Source organism: Bacillus sp. NEAU-Y102, from assembly GCF_054788175.1.
On the sequence record NZ_JBTWFK010000005.1, the window covers coordinates 362,802 to 377,252 of the forward strand.

Below are 14,451 nucleotides of genomic sequence, written 5' to 3' on the forward strand. Positions count from 1 at the left end.
TCGTATGAATTTATATCCCTCTTATTTGCGATTTCAACTAACAAAATATCGTTTAATATGGAATAAGAAACATTTTTCACTGATATAAAAGATCGTTATACATACATATTACAAACAAAAATTATTTTAACATTAATTCTTGTCGGCATTTCATGGGGCATTATTGGAGGCGCTTATCAGCTACTCCTAACGATCTATGCCGAGAGAATTTTCCACACTAACATTGGAATTTTATATACAGTTCAAGGCATTGGGCTTATGATTGGAAGCCTCCTCGTTAATCTTTATATGTCTCATAATAAAGAAAAAATGAAAAAAGTATTCGGTTGAGCCTAATTATTACAAGGAATTTTCTTTCTCGGATTCATTCTATCCGATCAACTTATTATCGGTATCGTTACTTTATTCTGTATGCGCATAGCAGGAGGAATCCTCGTTCCACTTGATACGACATTACTTCAAACTTACACACACGAAAATATGATGGGTAAAGTTTTTTCATTCCATTATTCCGTTTACGGATCTCTTATTCAGTTATCTATGTTTTTTACAGGAGGGCTGTTAGAAATTCTTTCTCCTCAAATAATTGGCAGTTTATTAGCTACATGCTGTATTTTTGTAAGTTTTATATGGCTGTTCTTGTTTTATCGCGGGGATCTCAGTGAATAATTTAATGATAATCAATACATTTTGATCCCATTCCTTATTTGTTTCCCCATAATAAAATTGTTTAAAAATACAAGTCAGATTTTTTAATTAAAGAGCCTTATATGGCAACACTATTTGAGAAAAAACTAGATATTTATGTTAAAATACAAATAAGTTTGTGAAACATTGCACTTAAATAATAGACTTTAACTAGTTAAACTTGATTAAATAGGAGGGCTGTTTTGAGTATCACATTCATTTTCATATGTATTATATTAGTGGCTTCTATTCTGCAAGCAAGTACAGGTTTTGGCTTTTCCATAATGGCAACCCCTTTCTTACTTATGTTATTTCTACCACAAGAAGCTATACAAATAAACATTATTTTATCTTTAATTATCTCCATTTCACTTATTTGGAAAATAAGAATGGACGTTGATTTTGTTCTACTGAAAAGGTTTATTTTTGGAAGTATAGTTGGTGTTCCTTTTGGCATTTTAATTTTCATTTCCGTTAACATAAACACTTTTAAATTAGCAGTTAGCATCCTACTCTTACTATTAACATTGTTGCTAATATGCAACGTTAAGGTTAGATCAACACAATCTAGAGATTTCATAGTTGGCGGATTATCTGGTCTTTTAACGACAAGTATCGGTATGCCAGGTCCACCCCTGTTACTTTATTTTACAGGAACTAATACTGAAAAAGAGAAGTTAAGAGCAACTACATTAGCTTTTTATCTGTTTATATATTTCATTAGTCTAGTAACTCAAATACTCTTTACTGGCACAAACAAAACCATTTGGGAATCAAGTTTTTATGCCATTCCAATTGTATTTTTAGGTTTGTTTATAGGTCAAATTATTTTTAAATGGCTTAATCAACGGATTTTTAAAATATTTACGTATATCCTTTTAAGTTGTACGGGTATGTATCTTCTTATTGAAAGTTTGCATTTATTATAGAAGTTGCTTTAGGTTATGCATTAAGAATTAGGTTTCGAATGAAATATCATGATATATTTTTAAACGTGATAACGATAAAAAGCGGCTATTATGCCGCTTTTTACATTATCAAATTGGTCGATATTAAACCAAATGACAGTAAATACATCGTTATAACAATCATCCACATATTGTTTTTCAATAGGGGTACTTAATGATTTATGAATAATGTACAAAATTAATTTTCCATATTGATCAATCACTTCTTTCAAAGCATCTTGATCATGTTTTTTCATAGCTATAATTAAATCCTCTTCAGAATTGAAAATCATAAGCATCTTCCTTCCTCAGTTCCCCTTTAGCAGCTGCTTTTACTTACTATTGGCATTTCATTCTCTTTTTCTATCACTTTTGTAAAAAATTATTAATTTTTATTTCTATGTATATGATAACAAACCAAATACCTAAGTTCAGAAAGAATAAAGAACTTTCTGGCCTTAGGTATTTCTCCTTCCAAAAAAGGCAAACCCACATCACAGGTTTGCCTCTTTACTCACTTCTTATTTAAACCTTTTTCACTTAAAAACTCTTTCATATGCATTCTTTTTTCTTTGGACATAAATGAACTCATTGATTCCGTCCACGTTACGTTTTTTTGATTTGATGATCTTTCTTTGTAATACGCGCTCATCGTTTCATCATATTCATTTAGTAATTCATCATATTTCTGTTCATTATATCCATTTTCATGAAGAACTGCTGCTACTGGTAAACGTGGTTTAACTCCATGTTCTTCATCTGGTACACCGACTGTCATTCCGAATACAGGATATACTTTATCCGGTAAATGAAGCAATTCGCTCACTTCTCTCGGATTATTACGAATACCACCAATATAACAAATACCGTAGCCTAATGACTCTGCCGCTAGTGCTAAGTTTTGCGCAAAAAGTGATGCATCTACCGTCGCAACGATAAAGTCTTCTACTCCCTCATGCTTTATCTCTGTACCATGTTTTTCACATGCAATTTCAAGTCGTTTTAAATCTGCACAACAAATAAAAAATGCTGCACAGTCTTTCACATGGCGATTTCCGGATAGCTCTGCTAGTTTAGCTTTTAATTCCTGATCTGTTACATATATAACAGAATACGCCTGTACAAAATGTGATGAAGCTGCATGTTGTGCAGCGTGCACCATCTTTTCTACTACATCTTTCGGAATTGATTCTTCTTTATATTTACGAACTGAAACATGTTGCTCCATCTTATGTATCATCTCATTCATGAAAATCACTCCTTTTTTCTCTTCATAATGAAAAATTAACATATCTTTTTCAATATTCACAACTTATAAGCACAAAAAGAGCAATTCTTTTTGAATTGCTCTTTTTTAAAACGTTTATCAATACGGTAAATGAAATTATACTTATCTTATTACGCCGTTTTCAAAACTTTAATACCTCTGACAATATTCCAAATAAAGTAATAAATTCCTACAAGAATGAACACTGCATATGTGATAATCATTCCAATTCCAGCACCGTCAGATTGATCGAAACCTAAACCGTACATTCCTGATACTGCTAGTCCTCCAAATAAGATTGCGTATGGGAAAACATGTGACCAAAATGCTTTTTTCGCGTGATACTTCACTTCATCTTCTGCAACAAAGTACACGATAATTGGTAGTAAAAATGGTGCAAAAAATATACTAAAGTAACATAACGAAGATAAAATATTATTTCCTTTCATCCGATTCACCTCTAAATAGTTTTTGTTACCTTCATTATGTCAGGAAACCATTCCAGAAACTATCGCTTTACCTTTCACGAACGTGACATATTTGTAAGATTTTCCTCTAAAATAATCCCGCCTGAAATTTCAGGCGGGATTATTTTCTCTATATTCGATTCATAAACCAATATTGTGTAATTGCTAAATATTCTCGTACATTCGATGGAATGATGATTGGTTTCGGTGTTTTTGCCGGAAGGCCTTCTAATTGTAAACCTTGTTTGGCCGCTATTTTTTTTGCTCTAAACATATGAAAATCGTTTGTTACGATCATACCTTTTTTCATATCGGCTGGTATTAACGGTTTTGAGAATGTAATGTTCTCATCTGTGCTCGTAGATTTGTCCTCCATTATAATACGGTCTTCTGCGATGTTTTGTTTTATTAATCCTTGTTTCATTGCTAATGCTTCTGAAATGTCTTCACCTTTTCCTTGTCCACCAGATACAATAGCAATTGTTTTCTCATGTGATTTTAAATATTCAGCTGCTTTATCAATACGATATTGCAATGAATAAGATGGTTTCGTCCCATTTACTTTCGATCCTAGTACAATTATGTAGTCAGCATCGTAGGTTGCATTCATATGCCCATGCTTATAAATGTGATATTGTAAAAAACCCATATACACGGCGCAAATCATTATGACAACTAAAATGCACTTCATTATTTTCTTCTTTCTCATATTCATATACTCCTATTTTCTTTTACTTCCTTCATGATAATATCCATTTATTTGTTTGTATACAGACAGATTTCAATAAACCCTAATTTATCCTCTGAAAGGTAATATTTATATTACTTTCGGGAATAGTAAGTACAACTTTACACAAAGGAGTGTCTCTATTGCTTCTCTTTTTATGTAACGTGTCGTTCTTTTTTATCTTATTTTTACTATCGCTTAAGTTACTCGGTAAATCCGCGTTAGCACAACTAACTCCTCATGATTTTGGGGCTATAATTTTTTTATCTTATTTAGCTTTCCAGGCCATACCCGTCTCTGGTGCTTTACAAGCATTTCTCGGTATGGTTGTTATCACATGTTTACATTTACTCCTTACAAAATTAAGCCTATTTAACAAACTAAATCGCTTTATTCTCGGACACCCTATCATTTTAATTAAACATGGTGATATTATTTTTGAGAACTTACAAAAAAGTAGATACCCCATTGCAGAACTCCTTTCTAATCTTCGCGTTGCAGGATATCCAAGTGTTCATGAAATTGAATACGCTATTTTAGAAGCGAACGGCGCTATTAGTATTTTACCAAAAAGAGAACTTGTACCATTAACTCCAAAAGATTTAAACATAAATGTTAAGTATGCCGGGTTACCAATTGCCCTTATCGTCGATTCACAAATTCAATATGATAACTTAAAGTTAATACATAAAAATGAAAAATGGTTATATAAAGAATTAAAAGAAAAAGGAATTACAAATATTAAAAACGTTGCCTTTGCTTCTGTTCAAGAAACGGATGGATCTTTTGCGATTAGTTTAAAGGAATAAAAAATCCCCTTAATTGCTTAAGGGGATTTTCTTCATCATATCGCTTCTTTCTCTCCTGCCATATTTAATGGAACAGGATGTTTTATACGATTCATCGTAAATACGATAATCGCTGTCATTACTTCCGCAACTGGCATAACGAGCCAAATTCCGTTTATCCCAAATAATTTTGGCATAATCCATAACAATGGAAGAATAAATAGTAATCCTCGGCTCATTATAATAAGTACTGATTTCTTCGTTTGTCGCACTGATTGGAAGTACTCTCCATACACAATGTTATAACCTAAAAATACGTATTGGATAAAGAATAAACTAATACCTGTTAAGGTTAACTCCAATAATTCTGGAGATTGAACATCAAATAAACCAATGATATATTTCCCGAAGAATAATCCGACAATTATCGCAATGCCTCCGAGGACAACTGCAATTTTCACAGCAAACTTCAATCCTTCACGCAATCTTTCTGATAAGTTTGCACCATAATGGAAACTAGCAATTGGTTGCAATGCAGCACCTACACCGAAGAATAATAGTAATGTCATTGCATGAATACTATTCACCATCGCATAGGAAGCTACTCCTACTTCTCCTGCATATTGGACGAATGCGATATTAAAACCAATCGTTACGATTGCAACCGTACTTTCTGCTGTAAAACTTGGGAAACCAATCACCATAATTTGTTTGACAGTATCCCATTCAAAATGGAATTTCGTCCACTTTAAGATACTACTTTTTCTAAAGAAATGAGTTAATAATACAAGGAAACCAATCGCTGCTGAAAGAATAGTCGCTGAAGCAGCACCTGTTACGCCCCATCCAAAAATAAAAATAAAGATGTAGTCAAACACGATATTTAATACAGCCGTTACAACAAGACCTGCCATCGCTAAATTAGGATTTCCATCATTTCGAATAAATGTACTTAAAATATTTTCTAAAACGTATATCATTCCAAATGTTAATAATACGTGTAAATAGTCTAATGCATACGGTAAAATCACTTCATTTGCACCAAATAAGTATGCTAAATCTTCTATTCTCCATAAGCAAATAGCTGCTAAAACACCTACGATAACAACTGCTACCGTCATTGATTGAGTAAAAATAGACCTTGCTCTCTCTCGTTTATTTTCACCTAATGCAATGGAATATAACGTTGCCCCGCCCATTCCAATCCATAATGAAATAGAGAAGAAAATCGAAAAGGCTGGAATAGCCACGTTCACTCCTGCTAAACCGTTCGCCCCAACTCCTCTACTAATCATAACCGCATCAATTACAATATTCACTGACATTAATACCATTCCGAGGACGGCTGGTATTAAATAAGAAATAAATAAACTTTTAATTGGTTTTTCTCTTAATTTTTCTGTTGCTTCCATACTCTAATATGCTCCTTTTTTTCAACTCTCTTTTCTTAGTTTAAACCTTCAAGTAACTTTAAGGTCAATAGAGAATTGAAAATTAGGTAACTGACTTATATGAATGAATGTAAATTTGTAATCAATTCAAAGGTTTTCATCTTATTTTTTTACTACAGGAATTTGAATTTCTGTTACTTGCTCCTCAGGATCTTCTGTTACAGACCAATCAATCAATCCAATCTCAATCGAATCTCCATGTACTTCGTAACCTTCTTTATCAATGTATGTAAGTAACTCCTTGTACGTTGCATCTGTTTCTTCATATGGTCCATGATGATAAGAACAAGCATATAAACCTTCTTTAATTTCATCTGAAGTATGCACTTCATACGGCATATAATCCAAAAGAATAAATACACTGCTATATGCTTGAAACTCATTTTGCATTAATCCTTTTTTCGCAACAGTTACACCAATATCTCCAGAAAATAAACTATCATCCATTTGCCTCATATTTTTTTGCAACGAATGGATGTAGTACTCAAACATATCATCCGTCGTATTTGGAGCAACCGCAATTGCTGTAATTTTCCGCTGCGGGATCTCTTTAATTACCATTTGTTCAGCTTTTGCTTTTGTTGCTTCCTTAATTAAATGAATTCTATGCTCCATTTTCGCCAAAGCATACTCAATTTCTCTTTGTTTTTTCAACATCATTTCTTGTTGTTTTTCCAGTAAATTGAGTGCGTATGCTGGATTTCTTTCATCAATATATTTCTTAATTTCCTTTAACGGAATATTTAACTGGCGTAAAAATTTAATCGTATCTAATAGTGAAAATTGATCGATTGTGTAATAACGATAATTTGTTTGCGGGTCCACAGTGGACGGACGAAAAATTCCCTTCTCATCATAATAGCGTAAAGTTGATTCCGCTATATTATGCATTTTTGCCATTTCTCCAATTGTAAAGCGTTTATTTAATAACATCTTTTATTTCCTTCCATTTCTATTTATTTCATTATATGTTCATTTTGTCTTCAAAACAAAAAAGAATTCCCATACGAGAATTCTTTTTTTACTATTAAACCTCTATTATTATAGGAAGAATCATCGGCTTTCGTTTTGTATTTGTATATATATACCTCCCTAACGCTTCTCTTACCTCCCTTTTCAAAATACCCCAGCTATTCACATTCTCTTTCTTTAAATTATTAATTGTAATAACAGCTAATTTATTTAATTCTCTTAAAAATTCTTCTGAATCACGAACATAGACAAATCCACGAGAAATAATATCAGGACCTGAAATTATTTCTCCATCCACTTTATTAAAAGTAATAACTATAACGAGCATTCCATCTTCTGAAAGTTGTTTACGATCACGTAATAATGCATTTCCAACATCTCCAATTCCTAATCCATCTACATATATATTTCCTGCCTGTATTCTTCTAGATTGAATTGCCACTTCATTACTTATATCTACAACATCTCCATTACGTACGATAAAGATATTTTCCTTTTCAATACCAATTGATTCTGCTAACAAACTATGGTGATGTAGCATTCTAAACTCTCCATGAATTGGAATAAAATATTTTGGCTTCATTAATGTAAGCATTAACTTCAACTCTTCTTGATATGCATGACCGGATACATGCACTCCAGTAGAACTACCTGATCCGTAAATCACCTTTGCTCCTAATGCAAATAAATTATCGATAATTCGAGAAACGTTACGTTCATTTCCTGGGATAGGGGTCGCGGCTATAATAACCGTATCTTCTGGTAAAATATCCACTTGTCTATAGTTTCCACTAGCTAAACGCGCTAAAGCTGCCATTGGTTCTCCTTGACTTCCTGTACAAAGTAATGCAACCTGCTTTGGATCTAAACGATTTACCTCATTTGCTTCAATTAACATACCTTCTGGAATATGTAAATAACCTTTCTCTAGAGCAACCTCTACTACATTTACCATACTTCTCCCTAGCAAAGCTAGTTTTCGATTTGTTTTTATACATGCTTCAACTATTTGCTGAACACGATTCACATTAGAAGCAAACGTAGAAATAATTACTTTTCTATTTGCTTTCATAAATATTTCCTCTATCCGTTCTCCTACTGACCTTTCTGATGGAGTAAAACCTGGGCGTTCTGCATTTGTGCTTTCAGATAATAAAGCTAGTACACCTTCACTTCCTATTTTAGCCATTTTATGAATATCAGGATGTTGATTGTTTACTGGTGTTAAATCAAATTTAAAATCACCTGTATGTACTACAGTACCTTCTGGTGTATGAAAAACAATACCGAGACAATCCGGAATACTGTGGTTCGTTTTAAAAAAGGTTGCCTTAATAGAACCACAATCAATTTCTGATTCTGAATGAATAACGATTAATTCCGTATCATTTTGAAGATTGTGTTCCTTTAATTTAATTTCAATTAAACCTAACGTTAACTTTGTTGCATAGATTGGTACATTTAGTTGTTTTAAAAAATATGGTATTCCGCCAATATGGTCCTCATGCCCGTGCGTTACTACTAAACCGCGAATTTTTTCTTTATTTTCTTGCAAATATGTGACGTCTGGAATTATTAAATCAATCCCTAATAAACTTTCATCTGGAAATTTAGACCCACAATCAATGACGACAATATCATTTTCATATTGGATAGCATACATATTTTTTCCTATTTCATTTACTCCACCTAAAGCAACAATAGACAAGTTATTTTTTAATGAATTCAAATGATAAAACCTCCTTTTCACATTTATAATTCGTGAAATAGCATTTAGGCTTTATTATTTGTAATGAAAAAGGAATTCATACTATTTTATACATATAAAATTCACACGCTACTCTTACACCTATATCTCAATAAGACAGCTTCTTCCTCAAAAAGCTCCCATTTTTTCATTGATTTTTTATAAAATCTATTATATATTAATTACAGGTTCAAATCACGAGTTCAAAAGAACTTGTAATCAGACCCTTTTGTTTAATGGGTTTTACATATTTTCATTAGGCAAATTCCGAGAAATCGTATGATAAAACTAAAAATGATGAGGAGAGGATCAGATGGAATTCGAATTTTTCTTTCAAATTGCACTTATTTTATTAAGTACAAAGCTTGCTGGTGATCTTAGTGTTAGATTAGGTCAACCTTCTGTGCTAGGTAAATTAATTGTCGGTATCGTTATCGGCCCAGCTATATTAGGTTGGATTGAAAATTCAGAGCTTCTAACACAATTAAGTAATGTCGGTGTTATTCTTTTAATGTTTATGGCAGGACTTGAAACAGACTTAGATGAATTAAACGCAAATCGCAATTCTTCTTTAGCAGTTGCACTCGGGGGTATCATTCTTCCATTCGTAGGTGGTTACGTTTCCGGTCTTGTTATGGGAATGGAACAAGGAAACGCTGTATTCTTAGGGTTACTTCTGTGCGCGACAAGTGTTAGTATTTCCGTTCAAACACTTCGTGATTTAGGTAAAATGAAAACACGTGAGAGTACGACGATGCTTGGAGCCGCTGTATTTGATGATATTCTTGTTGTTATTTTATTAGCATTCGCAATGAGCTTCTTAGGCACTGATGATGTTAACTTAACAATGATTATCTTGAAGAAAGTAGTATTCTTCGCTTCTATTATTTTAATTGGATGGAAAGGTGTACCAGTGATTATGCGTTGGTTATCACCATTGCGCGTATCTGAGTCTATCGTGAGCGCAGCTCTTATCATCTGTTTCTCATTCGCATATTTCGGCGAATTATTAGGAATTGCTGGTATTATTGGTGCTTTCGCTGCTGGTATTGCAATTTCTCAAACAAACTACAAACATGAAGTAGAAAAGAAAGTAGAACCAATTGCTTACGCTATGTTCGTTCCAGTATTCTTCGTTAGTATCGGTATGAATATTACATTTGACGGTATTGGCAATCAAATTTGGTTCATCCTAGCATTAACAGTAATCGCTGTATTAACAAAACTAATTGGTTGTGGTGTTGGTGCACGCATGACTGGATTTGATGCAAAGTCTTCTGCAATTATCGGTTCTGGTATGGTTTCTCGTGGTGAAGTTGCACTTATCATCGCAGGAACAGGACTCTCTTCAGGTCTATTAGCACAAGATTACTTTACAGCAATCGTTATTGTCGTTATTTTAACTACAATGATTACACCACCAATGTTAAAATACACTTTTGGTGCTAAAGATAAAGCAATGAATAAAAGCAAGTAAATAAGTTTACTATAATAAAAGGAGATTGCTATCTTATAAAATAGCAATCTCCTTTTTGTTTTACCCTTAAACAATCTCGTTCTTTTTTAACCATTTTTCAAAAATAATTCGTGCTTCTTCATCATCGATATCATTACTAAATGAATACACCTTAATGCCATAATCATCTATATATTCGCCTAGTTTCATTTCCTCCACTTTCTTATAAAAACCGTCTACCTCATAGTGCGGAAGATAAGCATCCCAAACTGGTTCATTTATTCTTTTGTACGCCGTCACTTCTAAATCATATCCATCTTCATAATATCCGATGTGATAATGTTTGTTCGGATCATATTTCTCCATTAAAAGTCCCCTCCTACTAAACAAAAGCGAGCCTTATATTACAGCTCGCTCCTCTCTCTATTTATTAAATACGTTCCATCGCCGTCTTCAACGTTCCAACAACAAAGGCAATTTCTTCACTTGAAATAATAAGCGGCGGTGCTAATGTTAAGACGTTATTATATCCTGCTGTTGTCATACCGTTGCGTCCTATAATTAAGCCCTTTTCTTTACAAGCATTTACGACACTTGCAATTTTGTCGTTATCAATTGGCTCTTTCGTCTCTTTATCATTTACTAGTTCGATTCCAACTAATAGACCTTTTCCTCTAATATTCCCAACAAGCGGATGTTCTCCAATTTCATCTTTTAGTTGCTCTAATAAAAGGGAGCCCATTTGTGCAGATCGCTCGATCAAATTTTCATTTTCCATAATCTCTAAATTTTTAAGTGCTAATGCACAAGCTGCTGGATTTCCACCAAATGTATTAATATGGCGGAAAAATTCATATTCTCCTTTACCTTTAAAAGCCTCATATATTTCTTTTTTCACAGCCGTTGCAGATAATGGTAAATATGCGCTCGTAATGCCTTTTGCCATTGTAATAATATCTGGCTTCACATCATAATTCATAAATCCAAATGCTTTTCCTGTACGCCCGAAACCGCAAATCACTTCGTCACTAATAAGTAGCGCACCGTGTTTTTGACACGTCTGATGAACAGCTTTCATATAGTCTTGTGGTGGCATTAATATGCCACCGCCTGTGATAATTGGTTCCATAATAAAAGCGGCAATTGTTTCACTTAATTCCCACGTCATAACACGATCGACTTCTTTCACACATTCTACATCATAAATATGCTGCCCTTCAATTTCAGGCATACGGTAACAATCCGGTGGTGTTACATGTAAAAAGCCTGAAGCAAACGGTTCATATTGATATCTACGCTGCGCTTGTCCCGTCGCTGCCATTGTCGCCATTGTATTCCCGTGATACCCACGATAACGTGACATAAATTTATAACGATGTGGTTCACCTTTTTGAGCATAGTATTGTCTTGCTATTTTAAAAGCTGTTTCGTTCGCTTCTGAACCACTATTTGAGAAGAAAATAACATACTCTCCCCCAAGCCACTCATTTAACTTTTCAGCAAGCTTTATAGCTGGTTCATGAGATTGTGACATTGGAAAGTATGATAATGTTTGTAATTGCTTATAAGCCGCCTCTGCGAGCTCCTTTCTTCCATATCCACTATTCACACACCAAAGACCACTCATACCATCTAAATATCTTTTTCCTTGTATATCTTCAACCCAGCACCCTTCAGCTTTTGCCCCTACCATTGTACTATTTGGACTAAAGGGACGCATTCCGTGCCAAACATATTGCTCATCTTTTGCTAATAATTCATCAGTTTGCTTCGTTTTCATCATTACTTCCACCTTCCATAACAACTTATTTTTCACAAAAGCTGCCCTGGTGCCATGATGACTTAAATTTCTCCCTGCTATTTTCATTCCACAAAATTAAGACAAATCCTACTTACAAATCAGTAATATTTACAAGAAAATGACAAAAGAAAAAAGAGCTTTTCTTATCTATCGAAAAGCTCCTCTTTTATTTAATGTGAAGACGCATCGCTAATACCGTGACCAGTATTAGATTTCACGAGAATTTCATCAAATTTCGCTTCATCTTCTTTCTTACTAGATAAAACAGTTCCTAAATACGCTGCAAGAAATCCGAGCGGAATTGAAATAATTCCTGGTGTCGTATATGGGAATAACGCTTCCCCAACAAAAATAGCTTTTCCAGCTACAGGGTTCCAAACATTAGGACTCAAGGCTACCAGAACAATTGATGATACGAGACCTACAATCATACCAGAAATCGCACCCGTTGTGTTAAAACGCTTCCAATATATTGTAAATAATATAACTGGTAGGTTTGCACTCGCCGCAACAGCAAATGCTAAAGACACTAAAAATGCTACGTTTAATGTTTGGGCAAATAATGCAAGTATAATAGATAGTATCGCTACTCCAATAGATGCATAACGAGCCATGGATACTTGCTCTTTTTCCGTTGATTTCCCTTTGCGAATGATCTCATTATAAAAATCATGTGCAAATGCTGATGCTGCTGTTAATACAAGACCTGCCACTACAGCCAAAATCGTCGCAAAAGCAATTGCTGATACGAAAGCAAATAAGAAATCTCCACCTAACGCTTTTGCTAATAAAGGTGCCGCCATATTACCAGCTGGGTTCGCTTTAATAATCGCTTCATTTCCTACAAAAGCCGCCGCACCAAATCCTAAGAAAATCGTCATAATATAAAATGCACCAATTAACCACGTCGCATATACGACAGATTGACGTGCAGTTTTTGCATCACGTACTGTAAAAAAGCGGACAAGTATATGTGGTAATCCAGCTGTACCAAGTACTAGTCCTAAATTTAAAGAAAGTGTATCAAGACCATCCTTATACTTTACACCTGGATTTAAAAATGAATCTTTTAATGGTGTAGCTGTTTTCATTTGAGCGAACATTTCAGTCACGCTGAAGTTGAATTTTGCGAAAACGATAGCAGAAATAATAAACGTACCAGCCATAAGTAATACAGCCTTTACAATTTGTACCCAGCTCGTTGCTGTCATACCACCAAAAATAACATACACCGTCATAAGTGTTCCAACGATTAATACAGATGTCGTATATTCAATTCCTAATAATAATTTAATAAGTGCACCCGCGCCAACTAATTGTGCAATCATATAAAAGATAGAAATCGTCATCGTATTAAGAGCTGCGACTCCGCGAACTTTTTTCGCATCAAAGCGTGCTGCAATCATATCCGCCAAAGTGTACTTCCCTAAATTTCTAAGCGGTTCTGCAACAAGATATAGTACAACTAAATAAGCAACTAAAAAACCGATACTATAAAAGAATCCATCAAACCCAGTTAATGCGATTGCTCCGGCTATACCAAGAAATGAAGCAGCAGACATGTAATCTCCAGCAATGGCCAGACCATTTTGCCAACCAGTTAATCCCCCTCCAGCCGTATAAAATTCACTCGCATTTTTCGTTTTTTTCGATGCAAAATAGGTTATGACAAGCGTACCAAGAACAATAATTAAAAATAGTGCAAACGCAGTAGTATTCAAGTTCAGCCCCTCCCTTTTTGCATATCTTGCAGAATTTTTCGGGAGATTTCATCAAATGATTCTGCTTTTTTGCTATAAATCATACATAGTGCCCATGTCATGATAAATTGGGAAAAAGCAAATACCCACGCCCATGTAACGTCACCAAATGCAGGTGTATTGAGCACCTTTGAATACGATGTTAAAATAGGTAATGCGATAAAAAAACTAAAAAAGAAAATACTCATTGGAATGATAAACTTCTTTTTCGTATTTAATAACAATTGAAATTCTTCCGACTGAACGACCTCTGTATAATTCACCTCATTTTGCAACTTACGTGCTGACGTATCATCTCGTTTCATTAACCGATCCCCTCTCTTACTTGAAATGCACTTCCCCCTTGCATACCTAAAGACTAAATTTTATAAATATTCAGAA

General features: G+C 34.1%; 14 protein-coding genes and 1 pseudogene. 4 read left to right on the forward strand and 11 right to left on the reverse strand.

Features of this window, described 5'->3' with window-relative positions:
• Positions 1-66: 66 nt before the first annotated feature.
• Both ACYFX0_RS15810 and ACYFX0_RS15815 read left to right on the forward strand, forming a co-directional pair.
• Positions 67-669: pseudogene (locus ACYFX0_RS15810) on the forward strand (MFS transporter); the annotation flags it as partial.
• Positions 670-890: 221 nt separating this feature from the next.
• A complete protein-coding gene (locus ACYFX0_RS15815; RefSeq protein WP_106081399.1) occupies positions 891-1,616 on the forward strand; it encodes a sulfite exporter TauE/SafE family protein in 726 nt (241 codons plus the stop codon).
• A gap of 59 nt (positions 1,617-1,675) precedes the next feature.
• Here the strand turns inward: ACYFX0_RS15815 and ACYFX0_RS15820 are convergent, their stop codons facing one another.
• From ACYFX0_RS15820 to ACYFX0_RS15835, 4 genes are all read right to left on the reverse strand, one after another.
• Entirely contained in the window at positions 1,676-1,927 is a 252-nt protein-coding gene (locus ACYFX0_RS15820; RefSeq protein ID WP_003300677.1) for a hypothetical protein, read from the reverse strand.
• A gap of 221 nt (positions 1,928-2,148) precedes the next feature.
• The gene (gene nfsA / locus ACYFX0_RS15825) at positions 2,149-2,883 is read right to left on the reverse strand and encodes an oxygen-insensitive NADPH nitroreductase (protein ID WP_001004528.1); all 735 of its coding nucleotides are present in this window, start codon (positions 2,881-2,883) and stop codon (positions 2,149-2,151) included.
• A gap of 149 nt (positions 2,884-3,032) precedes the next feature.
• Positions 3,033-3,350: a DUF4870 domain-containing protein gene (locus ACYFX0_RS15830; protein ID WP_000678054.1), complete on the reverse strand. Its 318-nt coding sequence runs from the start codon at positions 3,348-3,350 to the stop codon at positions 3,033-3,035.
• 148 nt (positions 3,351-3,498) lie between these two features.
• The gene (locus ACYFX0_RS15835) at positions 3,499-4,077 is read right to left on the reverse strand and encodes a YdcF family protein (protein ID WP_001227671.1); all 579 of its coding nucleotides are present in this window, start codon (positions 4,075-4,077) and stop codon (positions 3,499-3,501) included.
• Positions 4,078-4,238: 161 nt separating this feature from the next.
• Between ACYFX0_RS15835 and ACYFX0_RS15840 the strand changes: the two genes are divergently transcribed.
• Positions 4,239-4,904, forward strand: coding sequence for a DUF421 domain-containing protein (locus ACYFX0_RS15840; protein ID WP_106081401.1), 666 nt, complete (start codon positions 4,239-4,241; stop codon positions 4,902-4,904).
• 35 nt (positions 4,905-4,939) lie between these two features.
• Here ACYFX0_RS15840 and ACYFX0_RS15845 read toward each other — a convergent pair whose 3' ends face one another.
• The 3 genes from ACYFX0_RS15845 to ACYFX0_RS15855 form a co-directional block, all read right to left on the reverse strand.
• The gene (locus tag ACYFX0_RS15845; RefSeq protein WP_460270907.1) at positions 4,940-6,295 is read right to left on the reverse strand and encodes an MATE family efflux transporter; all 1,356 of its coding nucleotides are present in this window, start codon (positions 6,293-6,295) and stop codon (positions 4,940-4,942) included.
• 141 nt (positions 6,296-6,436) lie between these two features.
• A complete protein-coding gene (locus tag ACYFX0_RS15850) occupies positions 6,437-7,267 on the reverse strand; it encodes a MerR family transcriptional regulator (RefSeq protein ID WP_106081402.1) in 831 nt (276 codons plus the stop codon).
• A gap of 94 nt (positions 7,268-7,361) precedes the next feature.
• Positions 7,362-9,035 carry a ribonuclease J gene (locus tag ACYFX0_RS15855; protein ID WP_001086702.1) on the reverse strand — a complete coding sequence of 558 codons (1,674 nt, stop codon included), beginning with the start codon at positions 9,033-9,035 and terminating at the stop codon, positions 7,362-7,364.
• A 331-nt stretch (positions 9,036-9,366) separates the two neighbouring features.
• Between ACYFX0_RS15855 and ACYFX0_RS15860 the strand changes: the two genes are divergently transcribed.
• Positions 9,367-10,530: a cation:proton antiporter gene (locus tag ACYFX0_RS15860; protein WP_106081403.1), complete on the forward strand. Its 1,164-nt coding sequence runs from the start codon at positions 9,367-9,369 to the stop codon at positions 10,528-10,530.
• Positions 10,531-10,596: 66 nt separating this feature from the next.
• On the opposite strand, the gene ACYFX0_RS15865 is transcribed toward ACYFX0_RS15860, so the two are convergent.
• From ACYFX0_RS15865 to ACYFX0_RS15880, 4 genes are all read right to left on the reverse strand, one after another.
• The gene (locus ACYFX0_RS15865) at positions 10,597-10,875 is read right to left on the reverse strand and encodes a DUF3986 family protein (protein ID WP_000417071.1); all 279 of its coding nucleotides are present in this window, start codon (positions 10,873-10,875) and stop codon (positions 10,597-10,599) included.
• A 64-nt stretch (positions 10,876-10,939) separates the two neighbouring features.
• Positions 10,940-12,289: an aspartate aminotransferase family protein gene (locus tag ACYFX0_RS15870; protein ID WP_000850963.1), complete on the reverse strand. Its 1,350-nt coding sequence runs from the start codon at positions 12,287-12,289 to the stop codon at positions 10,940-10,942.
• 191 nt (positions 12,290-12,480) lie between these two features.
• Positions 12,481-14,031, reverse strand: a complete 1,551-nt coding sequence (locus ACYFX0_RS15875) for a solute symporter family protein (RefSeq protein ID WP_106081404.1) — start codon at positions 14,029-14,031, stop codon at positions 12,481-12,483.
• A gap of 2 nt (positions 14,032-14,033) precedes the next feature.
• Positions 14,034-14,375, reverse strand: coding sequence for a DUF485 domain-containing protein (locus ACYFX0_RS15880; protein ID WP_000817366.1), 342 nt, complete (start codon positions 14,373-14,375; stop codon positions 14,034-14,036).
• Between the last annotated feature and the right edge of the window lie 76 nt (positions 14,376-14,451).

Excerpts from the sequence above, each read along its gene's own strand:
- ACYFX0_RS15820 (WP_003300677.1), bottom strand. The coding sequence starts at position 1,927 with ATGATTTTCAATTCTGAAGAGGATTTAATTATAGCTATGAAAAAACAT.
- nfsA (WP_001004528.1), bottom strand. The coding sequence starts at position 2,883 with ATGAATGAGATGATACATAAGATGGAGCAACATGTTTCAGTTCGTAAA.
- ACYFX0_RS15830 (WP_000678054.1), bottom strand. The coding sequence starts at position 3,350 with ATGAAAGGAAATAATATTTTATCTTCGTTATGTTACTTTAGTATATTT.
- ACYFX0_RS15835 (WP_001227671.1), bottom strand. The coding sequence starts at position 4,077 with ATGAGAAAGAAGAAAATAATGAAGTGCATTTTAGTTGTCATAATGATT.
- ACYFX0_RS15845 (WP_460270907.1), bottom strand. The coding sequence starts at position 6,295 with ATGGAAGCAACAGAAAAATTAAGAGAAAAACCAATTAAAAGTTTATTT.
- ACYFX0_RS15850 (WP_106081402.1), bottom strand. The coding sequence starts at position 7,267 with ATGTTATTAAATAAACGCTTTACAATTGGAGAAATGGCAAAAATGCAT.
- ACYFX0_RS15860 (WP_106081403.1), top strand. The coding sequence starts at position 9,367 with ATGGAATTCGAATTTTTCTTTCAAATTGCACTTATTTTATTAAGTACA.
- ACYFX0_RS15865 (WP_000417071.1), bottom strand. The coding sequence starts at position 10,875 with ATGGAGAAATATGATCCGAACAAACATTATCACATCGGATATTATGAA.
- ACYFX0_RS15870 (WP_000850963.1), bottom strand. The coding sequence starts at position 12,289 with ATGAAAACGAAGCAAACTGATGAATTATTAGCAAAAGATGAGCAATAT.
- ACYFX0_RS15880 (WP_000817366.1), bottom strand. The coding sequence starts at position 14,375 with ATGAAACGAGATGATACGTCAGCACGTAAGTTGCAAAATGAGGTGAAT.